This is a genomic window from Nocardia cyriacigeorgica (assembly GCF_005863245.1).
GTDB classification, from domain to species: Bacteria; Actinomycetota; Actinomycetes; order Mycobacteriales; family Mycobacteriaceae; genus Nocardia; species Nocardia cyriacigeorgica_C.
In genome coordinates this window covers 98,964-122,952 of the sequence record NZ_VBUT01000006.1, presented here as the reverse complement: position 1 = coordinate 122,952, position 23,989 = coordinate 98,964, and the positions used below count along the sequence as shown (strand labels likewise).

Sequence of the window (23,989 nt, the reverse complement as noted above, 5' to 3'; positions counted from 1 at the left end):
CGTACGACTCGGCCCGCCACGTTGCTTGTTGCGTGGCGGGCCGAGTCGTCGATTCGGGGATCGGTCAGGCGAGATTCTGGGTGTAGAAGTCGGTGAGCTTGTCGAAGGGGATGAGGTCGGTGCGGTCGTAGAGGTCGACGTGTCCGGCGCCGGGCACGGTTACCAGTTCCTTGCGGTCGCCGGCCAGGCGATAGGCCTCTTCGCTGAATTCGCGGGAGTGGGCGTGCTCGCCGGTGATGAACAGCATCGGGCGCGGGGAGATGGTCTCGATGTCGTTGAACGGGTAGAAGTTCATGAACTTCGTGTTGCTCGACAGCGTGGGGTGCGTGGTGGTGTCCGGTGTGGCGCCCTCGGGGGTGACCGCGCCGCGCTGGGTGCGGTAGAAGTCGTAGAACTCCCGCTCGATCGGGGTCGACTCGGCGGTCAGCTCGTGCACGGTGCCGCTGGTGTATTCGGTCGGGCCGCCGCGGAATTCGACATCACGCTGGGCGGCGGCCTGGGCGATGATCTGCTGACGCTGCTCAGGAGTGACCGAGCGGCCGAGTCCGTTGCGGTTGGCGGCACCCATGTCGTACATGCTGACGGTCGCGACGGCTTTGATCCGGGGGTCGATCTTGGCGGCGGAGATGACGAAACTGCCACTGCCGCAGATACCGAGTGCACCGATGCGTTCGGGGTCGACGCTGTCGTGGGTGCGCAAGTAGTCGACGCCGGCGGAGAAGGTTTCGGTGTAGAGGTCCGGGGCGACGGCATTGCGGGGTTCACCGGCGCTGCCACCCCAGAACGCCAGGTCAAGGGCGAGCGTAACGAAACCTCGTTCGGCCATCTCGGTGGCGTAGAGATTGGCGGATTGCTCTTTGACCGCGCCCATGGGGTGTCCGACCACCATCGCCGCCGCCCGTGCGCCGGGGGCGAGGTTCTTCGGCACGAAGAGGTTTCCGGTGACGTCCATCTGGTACTGATTCTTGAAGGTCACCGGCCGCATGGAGACCTGGTCGCTGGTATAGAAGTTGTCCGCTCCGCGCGAGAGGTCGCCGGAGGCCAGGCCCGCAATCGGTGCGACGGGGGCGGCCGCGGTAGTGGCATCGGCGCCGGAGCAGGCCGAGGCGGCCAGCACAGCGAGGGCGGCGGCGCCGGCTCCGGCGGCGCGGGACCAGCGGCGCGAACGTCGCCGCAGGGTCGTCGTGGTGATCATTGCAGGGCTCCTGGTGCAGGTCATCTTCGAGTCGGAAGGGTTGCGATCGGATCGGCGGGCGTGCCGCCGCCATCGCGCCCACAGCGATCAGGGCGGTCCTCGGTCCTGATCTCGGAACCATCAGCTCCGAAACCCATGCAACGCGGTCGAGCGGGATTGTGGGAGGTGGAGATCAGGGGGGTGCCGACAGCACCCCGCTCACAGGGCCTGGCACGCGCGGGAGTTCTACCGATTAGGCGCGATCGATCGACAGTGATCACGACTCGCCGGGGGACCGCTCCCACGACAGCGATCACGGCTCCTCGGTCCATGACCGGACCAGCCCGGTCAGGCGACCGTGCGGGCCTCCAGGAAATACGGCGCCGACATCGCGACGAGCGCCTGCCGGATCACCGGCGGCGCCCAGCTCGCGGCGGCGTCATGGCGGATCAGCGGATCGGTGAGGGCCACCGTCTGCCCGTGGGTTTCCACGGCGAAATCGCCTGCGGCAACGACATTCTTGACCCAGTCGACGTCGCGGCCGTAGGTGAGGGCGATGCGGTATTCGTGGCCGTCGGCGAAGAGCAGGACCGGGGTCCGGTAGGTGCGCCCGGACTTGCGGCCCTTGTGCACGACGATGCCCATACCGGGTGCGCGCCCGGCGATGACCGAGGTCACCGGATTGGTGACCTGCCGATTGAATTTCCCCAGTGCGCGCGGCAGCGCCATCGAGCCGATCCCTTCGTCGAGCGATCTACGCGGCACACGTTACTCTCGCCCGGTGGGTTCGGAGATGATCGCCGTCTACGACAGCGCCGGGCGGGAAATCGGCGCCGAGGACCGCGCCGTCGTCTACCGTGACGGGCTCTGGTACGCCAGCGCGGGAGTGCTGGTCCGCTCCGGCGACGGCCGCTCGATCTACGTCCACCGCCGCACCGACGCCAAAATGGTGTTCGCCGGAATGCACGACTGCCTCGCCGGCGGCGTGGTCGACCCGGGCGAATCCCCGCAGCAGACCGCGATCCGCGAGCTGGCCGAAGAACTCGGCATCACCACCGACACCGAACCCACTCCCCTGGCCCGCGCCGCCTGGGACGGCGAATGGCAGGGCCGCCCGATGCGCTGCCACCTGTTCGCCTATGAACTGCGCTACGACGGCCCGGTCCGCCACCAACCCGAGGAGATCGCCGACGGCTGGTGGTGGACGGAGCAGGCCCTGCGCGACCAGCTCGCCGATCCCGCATGGCCGTTCGTCCCCGACACCCGCTATCTACTGCGCGAAATCCTGGCCTGAGCCCCGACGTCCCGACCACGGAGCGCACATCCACGTCCCGGCGTCGACCAGCACGCTTACGCGGTCGCATGGCCGACCCGACCCAGCGAAACGCGGTCCGCATCGAGAATCCGGACTGCGCCGCGCAGTGCGGACGACAAGACCGACCTGCGGAACGTTAGCGGCACGACCGACCCGCAAAGCATGGGCGGCTGAACCGCCACTGCGGATGGACGTGCACGACGAGAGCCGGAGACCACCTACCCCGAGGACGTCGACGCCGTCCACGAGGCGAATGCGCTCGGATTGCGTGTCTGGAGCAGCACGCGCCCCGGGCCGGTGAAGTCGAAGACCAGTCCCTCACCGGATTTCAGCGACTGGATGGACCGCCCGGAGACCGCCCGGCGGATGGTGAAGTTCATGGCCAGGTCGTAGGCGACGACGTGGCCGGTGTCGATGGTGATGGGTTCGCCGGGTTGCAGGTCGATGATGTCGATCGCGCCGAACACACCGACGACGACCTCGCCCTCACCGTGCGCCCGCAGGCCGAAGCCGCCTTCGCCGCCGAACAGGTTCGCGAAGCCGCCCCATTTGCTTTCCACCTGCACGCCATGGGAATTGGCGATCCAGCCGCCGCGGCTGATGAAGAACGGGCGGTCGGGCTGAATGGTCAGCGGCAGCATATCGCCGGGCAGTGAGGGCGCGACGTCGACCCAGCCGCCCTGCGGCGGGGCGGTGAAGGTGGAGATGAAGAACGATTCGCCGGCCAGCATCGATCGTTTGATGCCGGCGAAGATGCCGCCTTCGGCCTTGGCTTGCAGCGTGACGCCCGCCGAATGCGCCACCATGGCACCGCTTTCGACGCGCATGGGCTCATTGCCCGCGAGGAAACACCGGGCGACGGCGGAGGCTGGACTGTGGCGCAGCTGTACCTTCATGCCAGCCGACCCTACCGGCGCACACCCGCGCCGGGCGTCAGTCCGAAGGCCGATTCGCCATCCTCATTGCGGCGTACCCGAGCGCGCCCGAGCGGCTGTCGCGCCAGGCGCCGCGCCCAACGATGCGAGCGCAGCAACCTGGCTACGGCCGTCGACGTTCAGCGCACTACCACCTGCCAGGTCTGCATGGAGAACGGCAGATCGCAGCTGGTCCAGGACTGCTGTCCGTCCCATGCCGGGTTGCCCCAGCGCTCGTAGCTGCTGAACCAGGACCACCAGGCCCAGCAGGTGATGCGCACCTGATGCCAGACCGGTCCGCCGCATTGCGAGTAGGCGGCGGTGGCCGCGACCGGATTGACCGAACAGAACCCGGGCGGCTGGGCCTGTGCTGGTGCGGCGCCGAGGATTCCGGCGGCGCCGATGAGTGTCGCGGCGGATGCGCCGACGGCGAATTTCTTGACGATCGAGTTCATGACAACCTCCAACCGGCGTGGAGCTCGACGCCCCGACCCGTTGCTGACCCACGCTCGATCCAACGTCGGATCGGGACCTTCCCGATCCACGGTGACATGATCTACATCACACTCCGCCGAGTACCCGTTACAGCGAAAACGATCACTCGAGACATCTCCCGGCTACTGCGGAAAAGACGCACCTACATGGGGCACACGCTGCACAGACAACGATCTGCTGTGCATCCGAGCGCACCCTCGCTGCACATGGGCATCAGTCCAGCGACCGCAGCGATTCCTCATCACGGGCGACGACCGCCGCACCGTTCGCGGTGAACACGATCGGCCGCTGGATCAGCTTCGGATGAGCCGCCAGCGCCTCGATCCACCGGTCACGATCGGCTTCGGTGCGGCCCCAGCCCGACATGCCGAGCTCCTTGGCTTCCGATTCGCCCGTACGGGTGATGTCCCAGGGTTCGGCGCCGAGTTTGGCCAGCACCGCGCGCAGTTCGTCGGCGGTCGGCGGATCATCCAGGTACCGGCGCACCGTGTACTCGGCACCGGTCTCGTCCAGGTGCGCGAGCGCGGCACGGCTCTTGGTGCAGCGCGGGTTGTGCCAGATCTCGGTCTGCCCAGAAGTCATGGCGACAGCCTAATCCGCGCTACCGACAGGGTGGCGACGCGAACAGGGCCGCACCCCGATGGGTGCGACCCTGTCGGCTCGTCCTTCGATGCGGACTACCCCGCGCTACCGCTGCTCAGCAGTTCCAGGATCATCTTGAACAGCACTTCGGCCAGGAAATCCGACGCGGAACCGGACATGGTGACTCCTCCATCTCGAGATCCGGCGCAACCCCGCTGCGCCAGCTATCTGAAGCATGGATGATTCAGATAGCTCGCGCGGCGGTTTCACTGGATCGAGGTGCGGACGTCCGCCAGAGGTGATGCCGATTCCATCGCCGGGCAGCAGTTATAGCTGGTCATACGTCCAGTGATGTGTGTCACATGACAGTAGTGAGGCCCTCGACGACGAAGGGCCGTGCTTCCCAACGGAAGCACGGCCCTGACGACGTAACCCGATTACAGGTACTGCCCCGTATTCGACTCCGTGTCGATCGCCCGGCTGGCACTGGCGTTCTTGCCGGTGACCAGGGTGCGGATGTAGACGATCCGTTCGCCCTTCTTGCCCGAGATGCGTGCCCAGTCATCGGGATTCGTGGTGTTGGGCAGGTCCTCGTTCTCGGAGAACTCGTCCACGATCGAATCGTAGAGATGCTGGATGCGCAGGCCCGGGTTGCCGGTGTCGAGCACCGCCTTGATGGCGTACTTCTTCGCCCGGTCCACGATGTTCTGGATCATGGCGCCGGAGTTGAAGTCCTTGAAGTACAGGACTTCCTTGTCACCGTTGGCGTAGGTGACCTCCAGGAAGCGGTTGTCCTCGCTCTCGGCGTACATCCGCTCGACCACCCGCTCGATCATCGCACGGATGCAGGCGCCCTTGTCGCCGTGGAACTCGGCCAGATCGTCGGCGTGCAGCGGCAGTTCCTCGGTGAGGTACTTGGAGAAGATGTCCTGCGCCGATTCCGCGTCCGGCCGCTCGATCTTGATCTTGACGTCCAGGCGGCCCGGACGCAGGATCGCGGGGTCGATCATGTCCTCGCGGTTGGAGGCGCCGATGACGATGACGTTCTCCAGGCCCTCGACGCCGTCGATCTCGCTGAGCAGCTGGGGAACCACGGTGGTCTCCACATCCGAGGACACACCGGAACCGCGGGTGCGGAAGATCGAGTCCATCTCGTCGAAGAACACGATCACCGGGGTGCCTTCCGACGCCTTCTCCCGGGCCCGCTGGAAGATGATCCGGATGTGACGCTCGGTCTCGCCGACGAACTTGTTCAGCAGTTCCGGGCCCTTGATGTTGAGGAAGTAGGACTTGGCCTCCTTGGCATCCTCACCGCGGGCCTCGGCGATCTTCTTGGCCAGCGAGTTGGCCACCGCCTTGGCGATGAGCGTCTTACCGCAACCCGGCGGACCGTAGAGCAGCACGCCCTTGGGCGGGCGCAGCGCGTACTCGCGGAACAGGTCCTTGTGCAGGAACGGCAGCTCCACCGCGTCGCGGATCTGCTCGATCTGGCGGCCGAGACCACCGATGTCGTTGTAGTCGACATCGGGCACTTCCTCCAGCACCAGGTCTTCGACCTCGGCCTTGGGGATGCGCTCGAACGCGAATCCGGCCTTGGTGTCGACCAGTAGCGAATCGCCGGGACGCAGCCGGCGCACCGGCGCGTCGGGATCGTCGAGGTCGTCGATCTCGGCGACCTTGGACAGCGGACCGGACAGCCAGACCACGCGCTCCTCGTCGGCATGGCCGACCACGAGGGCGCGGCGGCCGTCGTCGAGGACCTCGCGCAACGTGCCGATCTCACCGACCGCGTCGAAGTGTCCGGCCTCGACCACCGTCAGCGCCTCGTTCAACCGCACGGTCTGGCCGTACTCGAGGGTGCTGGTGTCGATGTTCGGCGAACACGTCAACCGCATCTTGCGGCCGGAGGTGAACACGTCGACGGTCTGATCGTCATAGGCGCCGATCAGGACGCCGTAACCACTCGGCGGCTGACCGAGCCGATCGACCTCTTCACGCAACGCGACCAACTGCTGGCGCGCTTCTTTCAGAGTGTCCATCAGCTTCGTGTTGCGAATAGTCAGCGAATCGATGCGGGCTTCCAATTCCCGCGCACGATCCGGTGAATCCGCGAGTTGCCTCCGGAGTGCAGCCGCTTCGGCGCGCACCGCCTCGAGCTCTCTCCAGGCCGCCGAATCCGAATTCTCGATGGGGCTCATGTGCTGCTCCTCCCAGTCCCGGTCTATCAACGCTACCGGGCGCGAACCGTTCTCGCTGTCCGACATGGTTTCGTCGTGATCACATCTAGGCAGCGCCCGTCGACCGGAACGACCATGTTAGCCTGCCCTAACACATTACCGGTGAGGCTGCTCACCGACTAGCCGAAAGGTTGCCAGTCATGCTCCTTCCCGTGAGGGCACTGCGCTTGTCTGTCGCTGCCGCCGCCACCGTCGCCCTGTCGCTCGGCCTGACCGCGTGCGGTTCCGACGACGACAGCGGCGACAGCGCCGCCACCAGCACCAGCGCTACCACCAGCGCGGCGGCCGCCGCCACCACGACCGGCGCCGAGCACGAAGACCACGGCACCGGCGCGGCCCCGACCCCGGAAACGCTGCGGGGCGTGCTCGACAAGCTGGCCAGCCCGGATGTGCCGACCGCGGAGAAGACGAAGCTGATCGTCAACGGCGAACAGCGCACCGCCAACATCGACCAGATGAATGCCGCGCTGGCCGGCTACGGCACCCTGACCTTCGGCGTCACCGATGTGACCACCGAGGGCAACACCGCCACCGCGCAGGTGGTCATCACCTCCCCGCACGGCGCGGCCCCAGCCATGCCGCTGACCTGGGAGAACGTCGACGGCAGCTGGAAGCTGTCGGACGCCAGCGGCTGCCTGCTGCTCGGTTTCGCGCAGGCGCCCTGCGTTCCTGCCTGATCGGGACCGCATCTCACCGAAGCCCCGGTGTCAGCCCTTCGAGGGCCGGCGCTGGGGCTTCGGCGTCACCGTGCCCTCGGCCAGCCTGCGGGCGCTCACCAGGAAGGCGGTGTGGCCCTGCATCCGGTGCTCGGGACGCACCGCAAGACCCACCACATGCCAGCCGCGCACCATCGACTCCCATGAGCGCGGCTCGGTCCAGCATTGTTGCTCGCGCAGCGTCTCGACGATTTTCGACAGCTGCGTCACCGTCGCCACGTAGACGATGAGCACGCCGCCGGGGACCAGCGCTTTGGACACCGCCGGTAGCGCGTCCCAGGGTGCGAGCATGTCGAGCACTACCCGGTCGACCTGTGGGCCGTCGTAGTTCGCGACGTCACCGACGGTCAGCGACCAGTTCGCCGGACGTTCGCCGAAGAAGGTCTCCACGTTGCGCACGGCGTGCTCGGCGTGGTCTTCGCGGATCTCGTACGACACCACTTCGCCCTCGGGGCCGACGGCCCGTAGTAGCGAACAGGTGAGCGCGCCGGAGCCCGCGCCGGCCTCGAGGACGCGCGCGCCGGGGAACATATCGCCCTCGTGCACGATCTGGGCGGCGTCCTTCGGGTAGATCACCGCGGCCCCGCGCGGCATGGAGAGCACGTAGTCGATCAGCAGCGGCCGCAGCGCGAGGTAGGGAGTGCCGTTGGTGGAGTTCACCACGCTGCCCTCGTCGGCGCCGATCAGGTCGTCGTGCTTGATCCCGCCGCGATGGGTGTGGAACTCCTTGCCCGGCTCCAAGAGCACGGTGTACAACCTGCCCTTGGCATCGGTCAGCTGCACCCGGTCACCGATGGTGAATGGCCCGGTCCGTCTGGCCGTCATGTATCTCCGTTCCGCGAAATTCTGATCGTCGCTGCCGTCTCACGGCACCGTGTCGGTGCCGCCGGATAGCCTGCCAGGTATGCCAGCACCAGCGACCACGCCCCCTGCCGACGCCGAACCGGCGGCCCGCCCCGACGCGGCGCCGGTTCGGTCCCGTCCGGCGCTGTCGCCTTCCCGGGCAATGGATTTCAAGCAGTGCCCGCTCAAGTACCGGTTACGCGCGATCGACCGGATTCCGGAGCCGCCGGCGCGGCACGCGGTGCGCGGCACGGTGGTGCACGCGGTGCTGGAAGATCTCTACGGACTGCCCGCGGCGGAACGGATGCCCGAGCGGGCCGAAGCACTCGCGCCCGGCGCGTGGGCCCGGGTGGTGGCCGAGCGTCCCGAGGTGGCCGAGCTGATCGCCGAGGCCGAGCTGGAGGGGTTTCTCGACGAGGTCCGCGCACTGGTGCGGGCCTACTACCGGCTGGAGGATCCGACCGGATTCGATCCGGAGTCGTGTGAATCCCGGGTCGAGGTGGAGCTGCCCGACGGGGTGCTGCTGCGCGGTTTCGTCGACCGGATCGATATGGCGCCCACCGGTGAGCTACGAGTGGTGGACTACAAGACCGGCCGCGCCCCCGGGGAGACCCAGGAGACCAAGGCGCTGTTCCAGCTGAAGTTCTACGCCCTGGTCATGCTGCGCACCCGTGGGGTCGTCCCGGCTCAGCTGCGGCTGATCTACTTGGCCGACGAGCAGATCCTCACCTACACGCCGGACGAAGAAGAGCTCACCCGCTTCGAACGCACCCTGACCGCGCTGTGGCAGGCCATCCGCGAAGCCGGCCGCACCGGGGACTTCCCACCCAGCAAGAGCTGGCTGTGCGGGTTCTGCGACTACAAACACCTGTGCCCGGAGTACGGCGGCACTCCCCCGCCGTATCCGGGCTGGCCGGAGGAACCCGAATCTCCCGAGCAGATCTTCGCCGAGTCGGTCGCGGACTGAGCCGCGCGCGTATCCGACTGCCCCGCAGCCGGATACGCGCCGCTCCGACATGCTGTCGACGAGCGCCGAGGCCGGTTGGGTAGCCGGCCTCGCCGCCTCCGGGAGAGCGGTGACGTCAGCGGTCCGGATCGGCCGAGGCCGATGGCGCCGCCCATCGGACAGGCGGGGCCGAGAGACGCCGCGCCTGCCCGACCTTCACTCAGAAAGCCCGGCAGGACCGGATGTCGGTGGCCAGGATCGCCTTGGCACCCAGGTCGGCGAGCTGGTCCATCACCGAGTTGCCCAGTTTGCGTGGCACCAGCGCGCGTACGGCGACCCAGTCGGGGTCGGTGAGCGGGGAGACGGTGGGCGATTCCAGGCCGGGGGTGATCTGGGCGGCCTGATCGAGCAGGCTCTTGGGGCAGTCGTAGTCCAGCATGAGGTACTGCTGGGCGAACACCACGCCCTTGACCCGGTCGATGAGCTGGTTGCGGGCCTTGTCGTCGCGGTCGGAGCCCTCGCGCTCGATCAGCACCCCCTCCGAATCGCACAGCGAGGCGCCGAAGGCAACCAGGTTGTGCTGACGCAGGGTGCGCCCGGAGCCGACGACGTCGGCGATGGCGTCGGCGACGCCGAGCTGGATGGAGATCTCCACCGCGCCGTCGAGCCGGATCACCTCGGCCTCGATGCCACGCTTGGCCAGATCCGACAGCACCAGGTTCGGGTAGGAAGTGGCGATGCGCTTGCCCGCGAGGTCCTCGACGGTCCAGTCACGACCGGCCGGGGCGGCGTAGCGGAAGGTGGAGCCGCCGAAACCGAGGGCGAGCCGCTCGGTCACCGGCGCGGCCGAGTCGAGGGCCAGATCGCGGCCGGTGATGCCGAGATCGAGTTCACCGGAGCCGACGTAGATGGCGATGTCCTTGGGCCGCAGGAAGAAGAACTCCACCTGGTTGGCCAAGTCCAGGACGGTCAGATCGCGGGAATCGGTGCGCTTGCGGTAACCGGCCTCGGACAGGATCGACACGGCCGATTCGGAGAGTGCGCCTTTGTTGGGGACTGCGACGCGCAGCATGGGAGGGGTCCTTTCGGGAGGGATGACGGTGGATTCGGGGCGGACGTCACAGATGTCGGTAGACGTCCTCGAGCCGCAGTCCGCGGCCCACCATCAGCACCTGCACCCAGTACAGCAGCTGCGAGATCTCCTCGGCGAGCGATTCGTCGCTCTCGTGTTCGGCGGCCAGCCACACCTCACCGGCCTCTTCGAGCACCTTCTTGCCCTGGGTATGCACGCCGGCGTCCAGCGCGGCCACCGTCCCCGACCCCTCGGGTCGGGTGACGGCACGATCCTGGAGCTCGGCGAACAGGGCCTCGAAAGTCTTCACGGGAGGTTATTGTTTCAGACCCCCGCAAACCGATTCCGGTCGAGTGGCGTCCGCCCGGCCGGCAGCCGCCGGACGCCACTCGACCCGAACGTCACTGGGCGGCGAGCAGCGCTTCCAGATCGGCGACCGCCGTGCGCAGGTACGTGGCGAAGGCGTGCATCTGGTCGGCGACCGGCGCGGGGGTGGCCAGGTAGAGGTTCCAGCGATCGGGCAGCAGCACGTAGGCGACGCCGATGCAGCGGGAGCTGGTGGAGCCGAAACCGAAGTACCGGATATTGACCGACGGCGCCGAGCTGGTGCTCAGGTAGTCGTCGCGCATGATCGTCCAGCCGGGGCTGGTGTAGAGCGGGATGGGCTCGGTGACGCCCAGGTCGGCGCCGCGGCGGCGCTGAATCCACTCCAGTTCCCACAGGTGCTGCTCCGGCGCCTGCCCGGACTGGCACTGCTTGGCCCTGGCCACGTGCGCGGCCGCGGCGGCCTTGGCGGCGGCGAGCTTGGTCGCGGTGTCGGCGGAGGCGTCTTCCATCGCGTCGACGAAGGCCACCATCTCCGGCGTGATCACCCGCATGGCCTCGGTGCGGCCGTTGCGGTACTGGCGGGTCGCGATGGACTCGTAGGTGGCGCCGGTGAGGCCCTTGCTGCGGCGGTGGGCCAGCTGATAGCTCAGCTGCGCGAAGGCGTCCGGAGAGATGCCCAGCTGCTTGGCCTTCGCGGTGCCGAAATCGTCGAACGACACCGTGGTGGTGGCGTTCTCGGCGGCGTAGCGGGCGAATGCCGCACCCGCCGCGGCGATCTCGGCCCGCTGGGCGGCGCTGAGCCGGAACTCGATCGGCTCCACCACCGGCAGCCCCTGCGGCCGGGCACCGGAACGTTCGGCGTGTTCGGCGACCGTCGATTCCAGCAGGGTGTCGACGAACGACAGGATGGTGGTGCCGTCGAGCCCGCAGTGCTCGACGTTGATGCCCGCCTGGCCGTCGGCGAAGACGATGAACGACACCGACTTGTCGAACCAGCGGTTGGCGCTGTCGCCGTGCAACAGGATGTCGCAGGCATGGGTTTCGTCGCGGGGAGCGAAATCCTCGAGGCAGACGCAGAACAGCGCGGTCTCGATGGTGTCGAGGGCGGCGGCGTTGACCGGTTCGGCCAGCAGACCCGCCCGGCTGCGCGCCCAGTCCGCCCGCGGCAGGGTGGTCAGGTGCCCGACGGCGGTGTCGGTGGCGGCGTATTTCGATCCGGCCTTGAGCACCGCGCGCAGCCCGTCGGTGATGTCCTCGAAGCTGTGTGGCGCGCCATCGGCCCCGATGACCTCCATCCGGAACATGCTGCCGCGGTGGAAGACCAGGATGTGGCGCGCGTCGGAGGGCCCCGGCCATTCGTCGCTGTAGGGCACGCGCACCGTGTCCTGTTCCTCGCCCGGGATGCGGGTCTCGGAGAACAGGTATTTGTTCTGCCACATCGACAGCCGCTGCCCGCGCTGGGTGACCGGCGGGATCTCCTCCCGGTCCAGCGCCAGCTTGTAGTCGACGGCAGCGCTGACGATGCCCGCCGCCCGCTCCACCTGCCCGGGCCCGGTCGACGTCGCCAGCGTGGTGTCGTCGCGGAACAGGAAGAAGAAGTTGGCGTTGAGCGCGATCCGGTCGCGCCGGCCCAGATACCGCGACGGCCAGAACTCGTCGAGCCAGCTGCCGACGCCGGGCGTGGCGTCGTAGGCGCGCAACGCGGCATCCAGGGTGCGGCCCGGGCCGCCGGGGCGCAGCAGATCGGCGACGGCGGCCTCGGTGGCGGCCAGTTCGTCGGCGGTCAGCAGCGGTGTGCACCATTCGATGAACCGGGTACAGCTGTCGTCCAGTGTCGGTAGCGGCACCCGGGGCAGCTGGTCCTCGGCGGCAAACGTGCGTTCGGTCAAGTCTGATTCCTCGGTGTGAGTCGATGTCAGGCGGGGCGGGAGATGTAGAGGTTGGCGTAGAGCCAGCCGCTGTCTTCCCGGTCGGTCGGATCGATTCCGTTGGCGGACAGAGTATTCAACACCCGCGCCTGTTCGGCATCGGAGGCGAAGCGGCGCTGCGCGAAATCGCCTGGCATCCGTTCGGTGCGGTAGCCGAGGGCCGCCAGCTCGCCCTCGATCGCGTCGAAGCCGTACATGCGCAACACGAAGTGTGCCATCCACGGCCTGCGGTCGGGATCGGCGGTGGCCACCCGCAGCAGGGTCTTCTCGGTGACGTAGCCGATACAGCCGGTCGAGATCACCAGATCGGCGGCGGCCAGGATCGCGCGCTGCTCGTCGGTGGGGTCCGCGGCCTCGAGGTCGGCGTGCACGATGTCGTGCAGCAAGCCGGCCGCGTGGGCGTAGTCCAGGGCCGGACGCGAGGCATCCATGCCGACGAAGCGGACCTCCGGTCGCGTGTCGTCGGCGGCGAGGCGCGCCCGGTCCAGGGCGATCAGCGCGGCCGGATCGTCGGCGTCGGCCGTGCGGTAGTACTCCCCCAGCTCCTCGATGGTCGTGTCCAGCCGCAGCAGGGCCGCGTTGACGCCGTAGGAGCAGCCGATATCGAGCACGGTGGGCGCGCTGACCCCGGTGGCGTCGCGGTATTCGGCGAGCTGCTGTTCGAAATGCGGCTTGGCCAACTGCGGTATGCAGTAATCCAATTCGGCCATGCGCGCGTAGTAGGCGCGCGGATCGGGGCGGTCGTAGATGTCGTCGAAGGAGGCTTTCCCGGTGGTGTGCATAGGCACGGACACGATGGTTCCTCTCGGGTCGAACTGCGCTGCTCAGTCGAGTAGCCGGTCGCCACGGACGGCGTCGGCCGCGGCGTGATGGTCCGACAGCACCCGCCCGAAGAGCTGGCGGGTGCGTTCCACGGTGCCGATGACACCTGGTCGGTCGCTGTAGGCGAAGATCGCCGTATGCCGTTGGGTGCGGCCGCTCACCGGGGAGACCCGGTGCAGGGAGTAACGGCCCTGGAACAGTTGCAGGTCGCCCGGGCGCAGCTCGAGCCGCTGGATCAGGTGCTCGCCGGAGCCGGTGAGCACCGCGCGCACGTCGTCGAGGTTCTCCGCGTGCGGGGAGCGGATGCCGGGGCAGTATTCGAAGACCCCGCCCGACTCCGGTGCCTGGGTGAGCATGCTGACGGTGTACTCGTTGGTGTCGAAATGCCAGGGGTGCGACATGCCGGGCGCGACGACGTTGAGTACGAGACCGGCCAGCGGGTCGGCGAATTCGTGCAGGCCGGGCAGGCCGAAGCAGTCGGCGACGAACCGCTGGAACAGCTGACTGGTGTAGAGCTGGTGGATCAGTGCGTCGGCGTCGATCCGGTCGCGCGGGACGAAGGCGTTGCCGCGTTCGAGCACGATGCGGCCCGGATGATCCTCGGGCAGTTCGGTATCGAGCGGAATGTTGTAGGCGTTGACCCGCTCGACCTGATAGTGGGCGTGCGGGGCCATGTGTTCACCTTGGTCCCGCAGCCGCTCGTGTAGCTCCGGCCGGATGAATTCGCGCAGCACGGTGCATCCGTCCTGCGCCAGGTCGGCTCGCGCAGCCGCCACCGCCGCGCGCCAACCGGCGCTGTCGGGGTCGGTGATCGGAAAGCGAGTGGTGTCGACGATCTCGTCCAGGGCTACCGTCGCTGCCATAACGACATTGTTATCGGACTATTCCCGACACGCCCGGGTTTTCCTGAGATAGGCGGTGACAATCGTCACGGACCGTTCGGTCTTGTTGTCCGGCAACGCATTCGACCTGCGCGGAAGCCGTGAATCGGTGGGAGCGTCTCAGCCCCGACCCACCGGATACCGAGTATTCAGCACCTCACCGAGGTCCGCCATCGTGAGTGCGACCAGAGAATCGCGCTGGGTACGGATCGGCGCGTCGGGCACCGCGATCTCACACGGCACCACGAGCACCGCGCAGCCCGCGGCCTCGGCGGCCGCGACGCCGGTGGGCGAGTCCTCCACCGCCACACAGGTTTTCGGATCGAGGCCGAGAAGCTCGGCCGCGCGCAGATAGACGTCGGGTTCGGGTTTGCCGTGCGGCACCTCGTCGCCGCAGACCGAGGCGTCGAAGTATTCCCGGCCCAGGGTGTCGAGGCCGAATTCGGCCAGCGAACGCTTGGTGTTGGTCACCAGCGCGCTCGGCAGTCCGGCCGCGCGCACCATCGCCAGCGCGTCCTTCGCGCCGGGCCGCCACGGAATGGGTTCCGCCATCAGCTCGGTGACACGGTGCTCGAGGAATTCCCCCGCGGCGCGCATCGCCTCCGGCCGCGGATCGAGGCCGAGTCCGGTGAACACGATGCGCAGCGCGTTGGGACCGGAGGCGCCGATCAAGGACCGGCGCAGCTCATCGGTCATCTGTGAGCCGAGCTCGACGGCGAGGTCGCGCACGGCGATGTCCCACAGTTTCTCCGAATCGAGCAGTGTGCCGTCCATATCCCACAGCACGCCCGCCGGCCGCGTGTTCACCCGGATCCTCTCCTCTGCGTGTTCCCCCTACAGTCCCGAATTGGCGATCAGCAACCGCCCGTTGTCGGAGGCGACCTGGATCCACCGGCTCTCGGTGGAGGTCGAACCGTCCTTCAGGGTATAGGTCAGCGATACCGTCGCCCCGGTGTCCCCGTTGGGTGTGACGCTGTGCACGGTGACGGCGCTGATGCCGGACCAGAAGTTCAGGTAGTCGCTGTAACCGGTCTGGGCCTGGTAGGCGGGCGAGAGCTGGGACCAGGCGGCGGCGGCGTTGCCGGGCAGCATGCCGTAGTAGCCGCTGACGAATTGCACCACCCGTTCCGGGGTCGGCGGGCCGGCCGGGGTCGTGGTGGGGGTCGACGTGGTCGAGCTGGGGGTGGCCGAGGTCGTGGTGGTCGACGGCGTGGTGGTGACGTCGTCGCCGGAGGATTCGCCGGAATCCTCCGGGGCGACGGCGTCGACCGTGGGCTGCGCCGCGGTCACCGCCGGCGATCCGGACCCACCCGCCGATGGCTCTCCCCCGCCGTTGACCGCGGCGGCGATCAGCGCCACCAGCACGAGGACCCCCGCGGACGCGGCCGCCACCAGCGCGATCACCCGGCCACGACCCGAACCCGACCGGGACGGCCCCGGCCCGCCCGAGACTGTGCCGGGCGCAGCGGGGAGCGTGCCGGGCGCGGCGGCCATGCCCGGCCGGCTGGGCGCGGGTCTCGGCGCCGGTCCGGGAGACGGACGCGGCACCGCCTGGGTGGCCGCGGACGCGTTGTCGGCCCCCGCCGCCGACGGATGCGGGAGCACCTTCGTCGCGGCCGGAACGGCCACCCGTGGGCTGCGGCCCGCCGCAACGTCTTCCAGCGCGCGCCGGGCTTCCTTCATGGTCGGGCGTTCGGCGACGGTGGCGGCCAGCAGCCGCATCAGCACCGGCCCGAGATCGCCGGCCTTCTCCGGCGGCCGCACCTGGGCGCGCGCCACCGCGTGCAGGACCGCGAGCGGATTGTCGCCCTCGCCGAAGGGCGGTGCGCCCTCGACCGCCGCGTACAGCGTCGAGCCGAGCGCGAACACGTCGGAGGCGGGTTCGGGGTTCTCCCCGCGCGCGACCTCGGGCGCGAGGTAGGCGGGGGTTCCGGCGAGGAAGCCGGTCGCGGTGACGGTGACGTCGCCGACGGCGCGGGAGATGCCGAAGTCGGTGATCTTCACCGTGCCGTCGTCGGCCACCAGCAGGTTGGCGGGTTTCACGTCACGGTGCACGATGCCGGCATCATGGGCGGCGGCCAGGGCCGCGGCGGCTTGGGCGCCGATCTTGGCGACCTCCATGGCGGGCAGGGTGCGTCCACCGGCGAGTTTGGCCGCCAGGCTCGGCGCGTCCATGTACTCCATGACCAGCCAGGGCTGTTCGTCTTCCTCGACGACGTCGAAGACGGTGATCGCGTTCGGATGGTGCAGCCGTGCCGCGATCCGGCCCTCACGCTTGGCGCGCAGCTTCGCCTCGAGCGCGGCCTCGCGGGTGAGGCCGGGACCGAGCAGCACCTGCTTGACGGCCACCGTGCGCCGCAACCGGACGTCGGTGGCGCGCCACACCACGCCCATCGCGCCCGTGCCGATCGGATCCGTGAGCCGATACCGTCCAGCGATCAACCGATCCGCCGTCATGAGGTTGTGCCCCTCCTGCTTTCCCGCCGAGTCCTCCAGCACTCCGCGCCCGGTCCAGGACTGGCCTGGAATCCCTACGCGCCGAAGTCGTTTGCACCGGTGATCTGCAGGATGAACTCGCATCCGCCGACTGCCCCGGATGCAGTTGCCACCCACCGACAATGGCATAAGCGTCCGACAGGTTCCAGCAGCGTTGCTGGTTTCACCGCCGCGTGCGGTGCGGCGCGGGGGTGTCGTGGCGTTCTCACGCCGAACCGGGCGTCCGGTGAGCCCGAATCCGGTCAGGCCGAACCGGAAACACCCAGGTCAGCGTCGTGTGGCAACCTGGCCGATCACCTGTACCCCACCGGCGCCGGGCTATTCGTGAGAACCGTCACAGCCTGTCGCAATCGCGCCGCCGAGGGCACCCCGAGCCGGTTCGGGGTGCCCTCGGTCAGGCGTTGAAGTACTTCGCCTCCGGGTGCAGCAGCACGAACGCGTCGGTGGACTGTTCGGGATGCAGCTGGAGTTCTTCCGACAGCGTGACGCCGATACGTTCGGCGTCGAGCAGGTCGACGAGCTTGGCGCGGTCCTCGAGGTCGGGGCAGGCGCCGTAGCCGAAGGAGTAGCGCGCGCCGCGGTAGCCGAGCTTGAAGTAGTCCTGAACGTCGTCGGGGTCGGATTCGGCGACCGAATGGCCGTCGAGCACCAGTTCTTCGCGAACGCGGCGGTGCCAGTATTCGGCGAGCGCCTCGGTGAGCTGGACGCCGATGCCGTGCACCTCGAGGTAGTCGCGGTAGTTGTCGGCGGCGAACAGTTCGTTGGCGAAGTCGGCGATGGGCTGACCCATGGTGACCAGCTGGAAGGGCAGCACATCCACCTGGCCGGTCTCGACGGCACGTTCGCGGGAGCGGATGAAGTCGGCGATGCACAGGAACCGGTCGCGCTGCTGGCGCGGGAAGGTGAACCGATACCGCTGCGGCGCCCCGGGGTCGGGTTCGGTGAGCACGATGACGTCATCGCCTTCGGACACCGCCGGGAAGTAGCCGTAGACGACGGCCGCGTGCTGGAGCACGCCCTCGGTGGACAGCCGGTCCAGCCAGGCGCGCAGCCGCGGGCGACCCTCGGACTCGACCAGCTCCTCGTAGCTGGGGCCCTCACCACCGCGCTGCCCGCGCAACCCCCACTGGCCCAGGAACAGCGCACGTTCATCGAGCAGCCCCGAATATTCGTGCAGCGCCAGGCCTTTGACCACGCGGGTGCCCCAGAACGGCGGCACCGGCACCGGCAGGTCCGCGGCCACATCCGAGCGTTCCGGGACCACGACCGGCGCTTCGGCGGCCTTGCGTTCGGCGGCGATGCGCTTGGAGCGTTCGTGGCGGGCCTTGCGTTCGGCGGCGCGCTCGCGTTCGGCGATCGCTTCGGGGCTGTCGGGGTCGGGGCCGCCGCCGCGCTTGCGGGCCATGATGTCGTCCATCAGCCGCAGACCTTCGAAGGCGTCGCGGGCGTAGTGCACATCGCCTTCGTAGACCTCGGTGAGGTCGTTCTCCACGTAGGAGCGGGTCAGCGCGGCACCGCCGAGCAGCACCGGGAACTGCTCGGCCATGCCCTTGGCGTTGAGCTCCTCGAGGTTCTCCTTCATCACCACGGTGGACTTCACCAGCAGCCCGGACATGCCGATGACGTCGGCCTTCTTGTCCACCGCGGCGTCGAGGATGGTCGAAATCGGTTGTTTGATACCGAGATTGACCACTTCGTAGCCGTTGTTGGACAAGATGATGTCGACCAGGTTCTTGCCGATGTCGTGCACGTCGCCCTTGACGGTGGCCAGCACGATCCGGCCCTTACCGGAATCGTCGGTGGCTTCCATATGCGGTTCCAGGTAGGCCACCGCGGCCTTCATCACCTCGGCCGATTGCAGCACGAACGGCAGCTGCATCTGCCCGGAGCCGAACAGCTCACCGACGGTCTTCATGCCCGCGAGCAGGGTTTCGTTGATGATCTGCAGCGGCGGCACCTGCGCCATCGCCTCGTCCAGGTCGGCTTCCATGCCGGCCTTCTCACCGTCGACGATGCGCCGCTCCAGCCGCTCGAACAGCGGCAACGCCGCCAGCTCCTCGGCGCGGGAGGCCTTCGACGACGACGCCGACACACCCTCGAACAGCTGCATCAGCTTCTGCAGCGGGTCGTAGTCCTCGCCGCGGCGATCGTAGATCAGGTCCAGCGCGGTCTCGCGCTGCTCTTCGGGGATGCGGGCGATGGGCAGGATCTTCGAGGCGTGCACGATCGCGCTGTCCAGCCCGGCCTGCACGCATTCGTGCATGAACACCGAGTTCAGCACCTGCCGCGCGGCCGGGTTCAGGCCGAAGGAGATATTGGACAGGCCCAGCGTGGTCTGCACGCGCGGATGACGGCGCTTGAGCTCACGGATCGCCTCGATGGTTTCCAGGCCGTCGCGCCGCGATTCCTCCTGGCCGGTGCCGAGGGTGAAGGTCAGGGTGTCGATGATGATGTCGGACTCGTCCAACCCCCAGGTGCCGGTGATATCGGCGATCAGGCGTTCGGCGATCTCCACCTTCTTCTCCGCCGTGCGGGCCTGACCCTCCTCGTCGATGGTCAGCGCGACCACGGCCGCACCGTGCTCGGCGACCAGCCGCATGATCTGCTGATACCGCGAATCCGGGCCGTCGCCGTCCTCGTAGTTCACCGAGTTCACCGCGCAGCGCCCGCCCAGATGCTCGAGGCCTGCTTGCAGCACCGGCGGCTCGGTGGAGTCGAGCATGATCGGCAAGGTCGACGACGTCGCCAACCGGCTCGCCAGCTCGCTCATATCGGCGGTGCCGTCACGTCCGACGTAGTCGATGCACAGATCCAGCATGTGCGCGCCGTCGCGGGTCTGGTCCTTGGCGATGTCCAGGCACTTCTGCCAATCACCGGCCAGCATCGCCTCACGGAAAGCCTTGGAGCCGTTGGCATTGGTGCGCTCACCGATCATCATGACGCTCGCGTCCTGCGCGAACGGCACCGCGGTGTACATGCTCGACACCGCGGGCTCGTGCACCGGATCGCGGCGCTGATCGATCGGCGGCAGGCTCGGCTCGATCTCGCGCACCGCCTCGGTGACCTGCCGGATGTGCTCGGGCGTCGTGCCGCAGCAGCCACCAACCATCGCCAAACCGAACTCCGAGACGAAGCCCGACAGCGCGACCGCAAGCTCTTCCGGGGTGAGCGGGTACTCCGCACCGTTGGCGCCGAGCACCGGCAGGCCCGCGTTCGGCATCACCGACACCGGGATGCGGGCATGGCGCGACAGATGGCGCAGATGCTCACTCATCTCGTCCGGGCCGGTCGCGCAGTTCAACCCGATCATGTCGATACCCAGCGGCTCGAGCGCCGTCAACGCGGCGCCGATCTCCGAGCCGACCAGCATGGTGCCGGTGGTCTCCACGGTGACGTGAGTGATGATCGGAATCCGGCGGCCCGCGCGCTCCATCGCCCGCCTGCTGCCGGTGACCGCGGCCTTGACCTGTAGCAAGTCCTGGCAGGTCTCGATCAGAATGGCGTCGGCGCCGCCGTCGAGCATGCCCAGCGCCGCCTCGGAGTAGGCATCGCGCAGCGCGGCGTACGGCGCGTGACCCAGCGTCGGCAGCTTCGTGCCCGGACCCATCGACCCCAGCACGAACCGCGCCGAGCCATCCGCACCCGGACCCATCTCGTCGGCCACCTCACGCGCGAGCCGGGTGCCCTTCTCCGACAATTCCCGGATCCGGTCGGCGATGTCGTAATCGGCCAGGTTGGGAAGGTTGCAGCCGAAGGTGTTGGTCTCGACGGCGTCGGCCCCGGCCTCGAAGTAGGCGCGATGGATTCCGCGCAGCACATCCGGGCGGGTGTCGTTGAGGATCTCGTTGCAACCTTCGAGGCCACGGAAATCATCCAGAGTCAGATCCGCGGCCTGCAACATCGTGCCCATCGCGCCGTCGCCGATGACGACACGACGAGCGAGCGTGTCGAGAAGCGTGGTATCGAACGCGGTGGAGCTGGACGCAGACATGCCCTCCAGGGTAGAGCCTGCGTACAGCGTTCCGCGCGCCATGCCCCAACCAGGTGTGCCCGGACACAGCGGACCGGATGGTACGCGCTCAGCTGCCCGCGAGTTGCCGGACCAGCCGGCAGCGCATCGTCGGCAGCCGCGCCCGACACGCGACCTCTTGAATACCGCGTCGCGGACACGGCGCATCGGCTCTGGTCGTAGGCTGGCTCGGGTGAACTCGAGTGAATCTCCGGCCTCGCCCGGCCCGGAACTGCCGCCGTTGCGGAATCCGGTACTCGTCGCCGCCTTCGAGGGCTGGAACGACGCCGGCGACGCCGCCAGCGGTGCGGTGGAACACCTCGAACTGATCTGGGATGCCAGACCGCTGGCCGAACTCGATTCCGAGGACTATTACGACTACCAGGTCAATCGGCCGATGGTGCGTCAGGTCGACGGCGTGACCAGGGAGATCGTGTGGCCGGCCACGGTGCTGACGGTGTGCTCGCCGCCGGGCAGCGACCGCGACGTGGTGTTGCTACGCGGGATCGAACCCAATATGCGCTGGCGCCGCTTCTGCGCGGACCTGCTCGAACTCATCGATCAGCTCGAGGTGGAGACGGTGGTGATCCTCGGCGCGCTGCTGGCCGACACCCCGCACACCCGGCCGGTGCCGGTGACCGGATCCGCCTACAGCAAGGAGGCGGCCGAGCGCTTCAACCTGGAGCAGACCCGCTACGAAGGTCCCACCGGGATCACCGGCGTCCTCCAGGATCAGTGCGTGAAGGCGGGAGTGCCCGCGGTGTCGTTCTGGGCGGCGGTGCCGCACTACGTCTCGCAACCACCCAACCCCAAGGCCACCATCGCGTTGCTGCACCGGGTCGAGGACGTCCTCGATATCGAGGTGCCGCTGCGGGAGCTGCCCGCGCAGGCCGAGGAGTGGGAGTCGACGGTCAACGAGATGACGGTCAACGACGAGGAGATCAGCGAGTACGTACGCTCACTCGAGGAGCGCGGTGACGCCGCGAGCGATCTCAACGAGACCATGGCCAAGATCGACGGCGATGCCATCGCCGCGGAGTTCGAGAAGTATCTGCGCCGACGCGGGCCCGGCGGCTTCGGTCGCTGATCGCGACGCGGCGGGCACGGGCCTCGACACGCCGGGCGCAGCACCGCGATGAACGCGTACGCATTGCGGGAGACGGGCTCAGCACCGCGGCAACCGATTTCGGGCGGCGGTGCGCCCGGCGAGCTCAGGTCTGCAGGGTCCAGACCGTGGCCTCCGCATCGCTGGCCAGCTTCGCGAGCAGCATGTCCCGCGGAATGGTCTGGCCGGCAAGGTGATCGAGCGATGGCACCACCACGTGGTGGGCGTCGGCTCGCTTCAGTTCCTGGGTGAGCTCGGCGAACGCGGTGCCGTCACCCGGTGTCGATTCATGGAAAGTCGCGGCGAAGCAGAGGCCTTCGGCCCGAGCCCGCGCCCGTAGCGCGGCTTCCAGCTCGTCGCCATGGCCATCGGCCAAGTCGTCACGCAAATATCCATAGATCAACGCTTCCACCCGTACCTCCTGGGTCTTTCCCCGCCGTGGCGGGGAGCAGTGCGCCTCCGGGATCTCCCCGCGGATGCGGGGGTGTTGCGCTGGGCCGGACCAACATCGGCCCATCTCGATCATGTCCGAACTACTGCGGCGAAAGCAGATGTCAACCCACTGACATCTAGGTGCCCTATCCGGTGCACCGAAAGTTAACTGGTGCGATACTACAGACGTGGCCGCTACTGACGATCGACCCGTCTGGGCTGTTCGGATGCGTTCGGAGCGCGACGCGAGGGGGTGGTCACAAGCAGACGCCGTCCGCGCCATGCGCGCCAAGTCATCCCACAACCTGCCGACAGACAGTACCTTGCTGCGGAACTGGCGCCGGTGGGAATCGGGTGAGTCGCGGCCGGACGAGTTCTACGCGCCGATCATCGCGGCCGCGTTCGATACCGTCACCGCGGCGTTCTTTCCGAAGTCGCGACCCAACCGCGACGACGAGCTGCTGGCCGCAACCGGTATGGACACACTGGAATTCATCGGCCGGCTGCGCATGTCGGACGTCTCCCCCGCCACCCTCGAGGCCATCCGGATCACCGCCGAACGACTGTGTTGTGAATACCCCTATACGGATCCGCACGAGTTGCACCTCGAGGGCACCAACTGGTTGCGCCGGATCACCTCGCTGCTCGATGGCAGGCTCACCCTGTCCCAGCATCGTGAGGTGCTCGAATTGGCGGGCTGGGTGGCGTTGCTGGTGGGATGTGTCGATTACGATCTCGGCCGCCGCACCACCGCCGAGGCCACCCGGCGGGCCGCCCGCTCGCTGGGCCATGAGGCCGAGAACGCCGAAATCGTCGGCTGGAGTGCGGAAATGGCGGCCTGGTTCGCGTTGACGCAGGGCAATTATCGGGGCGCGATCGACGCCGCGGATCCCACTGCGGCCGACTGTGATTCGTTGGGTGTCGGGGTGCAGCTGGCCGCGCAGCGCGCCAAGGCGTGGGCGCGTATCGGCGATCGCCGTGAGGTGGACAAGGCGTTGTCGGCCGGACGCGCCATTCTGGACCGGCTCGGTCACCCCACCGATATCGACAATCATTTCGTGGTCGATCCGCAGAAATTCGATTTCTACGCGATGGATTGCTGCCGGGTCGCCGGCGACGACAAATTGGCCGAGACCTACGCGAGGCAGGTGATCGCCGACGCCACCCGCGCCGACGGTTCGCTACGCAATCCGATGCGGGTATCCGAAGCCCACCTGACCCTCGCGGTGGTGGCGGTGCGCCGGCGCGATCTGGAGCTCGCGTTGGACGAGGGCATGCAGGCGTTCTCCGGCAAACGCCGGTCGCTGCCGTCGCTGATGTGGATCGCCGGCGAGGTGGCTCGCGAGATCATCGAGCGCTTCCCCGGCGACCCACGTACCCGCGCCTACCTGGATCAGCTGCGCGCGCTGGCACCCGACTGAGCCGGCCTCTCGCCCAGCGCGCACAATCACCCGCACCCGACGAGCCCTCCCGCGCGCCCTCGGTGCGAGTCTCGCTCGCATCCGACGAGCCCCCTGATGCCGCGGCACCCGCTCTCGCCCGCACCCGGCTCGGCCCTCCCTCGCACCCGACCAGCTTTCCTCATTCCCCGGCGCACGCTCGCCGCACCCGGCGCGCCCCCTCCCCCGCACCCGACGAGCCTCGCTCCGACCCGCGTGTACCTGGAGCGAACATCGGCCTACCGGACGCGGCCAC

21 protein-coding genes are annotated in these 23,989 nt (G+C 68.2%); 5 read left to right on the top strand and 16 right to left on the bottom strand.

Annotated elements, in window-relative coordinates:
- Nucleotides 1–64: 64 nt before the first annotated feature.
- Both FEK34_RS16535 and FEK34_RS16530 read right to left on the bottom strand, forming a co-directional pair.
- Entirely contained in the window at nucleotides 65–1,195 is a 1,131-nt protein-coding gene (locus FEK34_RS16535) for an alpha/beta hydrolase (RefSeq protein ID WP_138448708.1), read from the bottom strand.
- Nucleotides 1,196–1,522: 327 nt separating this feature from the next.
- Nucleotides 1,523–1,903 (bottom strand): nitroreductase family deazaflavin-dependent oxidoreductase, encoded by a 381-nt coding sequence (locus FEK34_RS16530; RefSeq protein WP_138448707.1) that lies wholly within the window; start codon nucleotides 1,901–1,903, stop codon nucleotides 1,523–1,525.
- A 64-nt stretch (nucleotides 1,904–1,967) separates the two neighbouring features.
- On the opposite strand from FEK34_RS16530, the gene FEK34_RS16525 reads away from it, so the two are divergent.
- A complete protein-coding gene (locus FEK34_RS16525; RefSeq protein ID WP_138449085.1) occupies nucleotides 1,968–2,468 on the top strand; it encodes an NUDIX hydrolase in 501 nt (166 codons plus the stop codon).
- A 239-nt stretch (nucleotides 2,469–2,707) separates the two neighbouring features.
- Here FEK34_RS16525 and FEK34_RS16520 read toward each other — a convergent pair whose 3' ends face one another.
- The 4 genes from FEK34_RS16520 to arc all read right to left on the bottom strand — a co-directional run bounded on the left by FEK34_RS16520 (nucleotide 2,708) and on the right by arc (nucleotide 6,678).
- A complete protein-coding gene (locus FEK34_RS16520) occupies nucleotides 2,708–3,385 on the bottom strand; it encodes a TIGR00266 family protein (RefSeq protein ID WP_138448706.1) in 678 nt (225 codons plus the stop codon).
- Between the two features lie 158 nt (nucleotides 3,386–3,543).
- Nucleotides 3,544–3,858 carry a hypothetical protein gene (locus FEK34_RS16515; RefSeq protein ID WP_138448705.1) on the bottom strand — a complete coding sequence of 105 codons (315 nt, stop codon included), beginning with the start codon at nucleotides 3,856–3,858 and terminating at the stop codon, nucleotides 3,544–3,546.
- Nucleotides 3,859–4,111: 253 nt separating this feature from the next.
- Nucleotides 4,112–4,480, bottom strand: coding sequence for an arsenate reductase family protein (locus FEK34_RS16510; protein WP_138448704.1), 369 nt, complete (start codon nucleotides 4,478–4,480; stop codon nucleotides 4,112–4,114).
- Nucleotides 4,481–4,917: 437 nt separating this feature from the next.
- Nucleotides 4,918–6,678, bottom strand: a complete 1,761-nt coding sequence (arc, locus tag FEK34_RS16505) for a proteasome ATPase (RefSeq protein ID WP_036537583.1) — start codon at nucleotides 6,676–6,678, stop codon at nucleotides 4,918–4,920.
- Nucleotides 6,679–6,857: 179 nt separating this feature from the next.
- Here arc and FEK34_RS16500 point away from each other — a divergent pair, with 179 nt between their 5' ends.
- Nucleotides 6,858–7,394 (top strand): hypothetical protein, encoded by a 537-nt coding sequence (locus tag FEK34_RS16500; protein WP_138448703.1) that lies wholly within the window; start codon nucleotides 6,858–6,860, stop codon nucleotides 7,392–7,394.
- A 30-nt stretch (nucleotides 7,395–7,424) separates the two neighbouring features.
- Here the strand turns inward: FEK34_RS16500 and FEK34_RS16495 are convergent, their stop codons facing one another.
- Nucleotides 7,425–8,258, bottom strand: a complete 834-nt coding sequence (locus tag FEK34_RS16495) for a tRNA (adenine-N1)-methyltransferase (protein ID WP_138448702.1) — start codon at nucleotides 8,256–8,258, stop codon at nucleotides 7,425–7,427.
- Between the two features lie 79 nt (nucleotides 8,259–8,337).
- Between FEK34_RS16495 and FEK34_RS16490 the strand changes: the two genes are divergently transcribed.
- Nucleotides 8,338–9,243, top strand: coding sequence for a RecB family exonuclease (locus FEK34_RS16490; RefSeq protein ID WP_138448701.1), 906 nt, complete (start codon nucleotides 8,338–8,340; stop codon nucleotides 9,241–9,243).
- Nucleotides 9,244–9,442: 199 nt separating this feature from the next.
- Here the strand turns inward: FEK34_RS16490 and hisG are convergent, their stop codons facing one another.
- From hisG to metH, 8 genes are all read right to left on the bottom strand, one after another.
- Entirely contained in the window at nucleotides 9,443–10,294 is an 852-nt protein-coding gene (hisG, locus tag FEK34_RS16485) for an ATP phosphoribosyltransferase (RefSeq protein WP_036537573.1), read from the bottom strand.
- 46 nt (nucleotides 10,295–10,340) lie between these two features.
- Complete coding sequence (locus FEK34_RS16480; protein ID WP_014351583.1) at nucleotides 10,341–10,604, bottom strand: phosphoribosyl-ATP diphosphatase; 264 nt, start codon at nucleotides 10,602–10,604, stop codon at nucleotides 10,341–10,343.
- A 91-nt stretch (nucleotides 10,605–10,695) separates the two neighbouring features.
- Nucleotides 10,696–12,510: a choline/carnitine O-acyltransferase gene (locus FEK34_RS16475; RefSeq protein WP_138448700.1), complete on the bottom strand. Its 1,815-nt coding sequence runs from the start codon at nucleotides 12,508–12,510 to the stop codon at nucleotides 10,696–10,698.
- 26 nt (nucleotides 12,511–12,536) lie between these two features.
- Nucleotides 12,537–13,343 carry a class I SAM-dependent methyltransferase gene (locus FEK34_RS16470; RefSeq protein WP_212748773.1) on the bottom strand — a complete coding sequence of 269 codons (807 nt, stop codon included), beginning with the start codon at nucleotides 13,341–13,343 and terminating at the stop codon, nucleotides 12,537–12,539.
- Nucleotides 13,344–13,373: 30 nt separating this feature from the next.
- A complete protein-coding gene (locus FEK34_RS16465; RefSeq protein ID WP_138448699.1) occupies nucleotides 13,374–14,234 on the bottom strand; it encodes a HalD/BesD family halogenase in 861 nt (286 codons plus the stop codon).
- A 138-nt stretch (nucleotides 14,235–14,372) separates the two neighbouring features.
- Entirely contained in the window at nucleotides 14,373–15,059 is a 687-nt protein-coding gene (locus tag FEK34_RS16460) for an HAD family hydrolase (RefSeq protein ID WP_349292434.1), read from the bottom strand.
- Between the two features lie 27 nt (nucleotides 15,060–15,086).
- Nucleotides 15,087–16,709 carry a serine/threonine-protein kinase gene (locus tag FEK34_RS16455; RefSeq protein WP_138448698.1) on the bottom strand — a complete coding sequence of 541 codons (1,623 nt, stop codon included), beginning with the start codon at nucleotides 16,707–16,709 and terminating at the stop codon, nucleotides 15,087–15,089.
- A gap of 433 nt (nucleotides 16,710–17,142) precedes the next feature.
- On the bottom strand, nucleotides 17,143–20,739 hold the full coding sequence (gene metH, locus FEK34_RS16450) for a methionine synthase (RefSeq protein WP_138448697.1): 3,597 nt from the start codon (nucleotides 20,737–20,739) through the stop codon (nucleotides 17,143–17,145).
- A 211-nt stretch (nucleotides 20,740–20,950) separates the two neighbouring features.
- On the opposite strand from metH, the gene FEK34_RS16445 reads away from it, so the two are divergent.
- Nucleotides 20,951–21,844 carry a PAC2 family protein gene (locus FEK34_RS16445; protein WP_138448696.1) on the top strand — a complete coding sequence of 298 codons (894 nt, stop codon included), beginning with the start codon at nucleotides 20,951–20,953 and terminating at the stop codon, nucleotides 21,842–21,844.
- Between the two features lie 124 nt (nucleotides 21,845–21,968).
- On the opposite strand, the gene FEK34_RS16440 is transcribed toward FEK34_RS16445, so the two are convergent.
- A complete protein-coding gene (locus FEK34_RS16440) occupies nucleotides 21,969–22,274 on the bottom strand; it encodes a hypothetical protein (protein ID WP_138448695.1) in 306 nt (101 codons plus the stop codon).
- Nucleotides 22,275–22,617: 343 nt separating this feature from the next.
- Here FEK34_RS16440 and FEK34_RS16435 point away from each other — a divergent pair, with 343 nt between their 5' ends.
- Nucleotides 22,618–23,715, top strand: a complete 1,098-nt coding sequence (locus tag FEK34_RS16435) for an XRE family transcriptional regulator (protein ID WP_349292433.1) — start codon at nucleotides 22,618–22,620, stop codon at nucleotides 23,713–23,715.
- Nucleotides 23,716–23,989: the final 274 nt, after the last annotated feature.

Coding starts and splice junctions, on each gene's coding strand:
- FEK34_RS16535 (WP_138448708.1), bottom strand. CDS start 1,195: ATGATCACCACGACGACCCTGCGGCGACGTTCGCGCCGCTGGTCCCGC.
- FEK34_RS16530 (WP_138448707.1), bottom strand. CDS start 1,903: ATGGCGCTGCCGCGCGCACTGGGGAAATTCAATCGGCAGGTCACCAAT.
- FEK34_RS16525 (WP_138449085.1), top strand. CDS start 1,968: ATGATCGCCGTCTACGACAGCGCCGGGCGGGAAATCGGCGCCGAGGAC.
- FEK34_RS16520 (WP_138448706.1), bottom strand. CDS start 3,385: ATGAAGGTACAGCTGCGCCACAGTCCAGCCTCCGCCGTCGCCCGGTGT.
- FEK34_RS16515 (WP_138448705.1), bottom strand. CDS start 3,858: ATGAACTCGATCGTCAAGAAATTCGCCGTCGGCGCATCCGCCGCGACA.
- FEK34_RS16510 (WP_138448704.1), bottom strand. CDS start 4,480: ATGACTTCTGGGCAGACCGAGATCTGGCACAACCCGCGCTGCACCAAG.
- arc (WP_036537583.1), bottom strand. CDS start 6,678: ATGAGCCCCATCGAGAATTCGGATTCGGCGGCCTGGAGAGAGCTCGAG.
- FEK34_RS16500 (WP_138448703.1), top strand. CDS start 6,858: ATGCTCCTTCCCGTGAGGGCACTGCGCTTGTCTGTCGCTGCCGCCGCC.
- FEK34_RS16495 (WP_138448702.1), bottom strand. CDS start 8,258: ATGACGGCCAGACGGACCGGGCCATTCACCATCGGTGACCGGGTGCAG.
- FEK34_RS16490 (WP_138448701.1), top strand. CDS start 8,338: ATGCCAGCACCAGCGACCACGCCCCCTGCCGACGCCGAACCGGCGGCC.
- hisG (WP_036537573.1), bottom strand. CDS start 10,294: ATGCTGCGCGTCGCAGTCCCCAACAAAGGCGCACTCTCCGAATCGGCC.
- FEK34_RS16465 (WP_138448699.1), bottom strand. CDS start 14,234: ATGGCAGCGACGGTAGCCCTGGACGAGATCGTCGACACCACTCGCTTT.
- FEK34_RS16455 (WP_138448698.1), bottom strand. CDS start 16,709: ATGACGGCGGATCGGTTGATCGCTGGACGGTATCGGCTCACGGATCCG.
- metH (WP_138448697.1), bottom strand. CDS start 20,739: ATGTCTGCGTCCAGCTCCACCGCGTTCGATACCACGCTTCTCGACACG.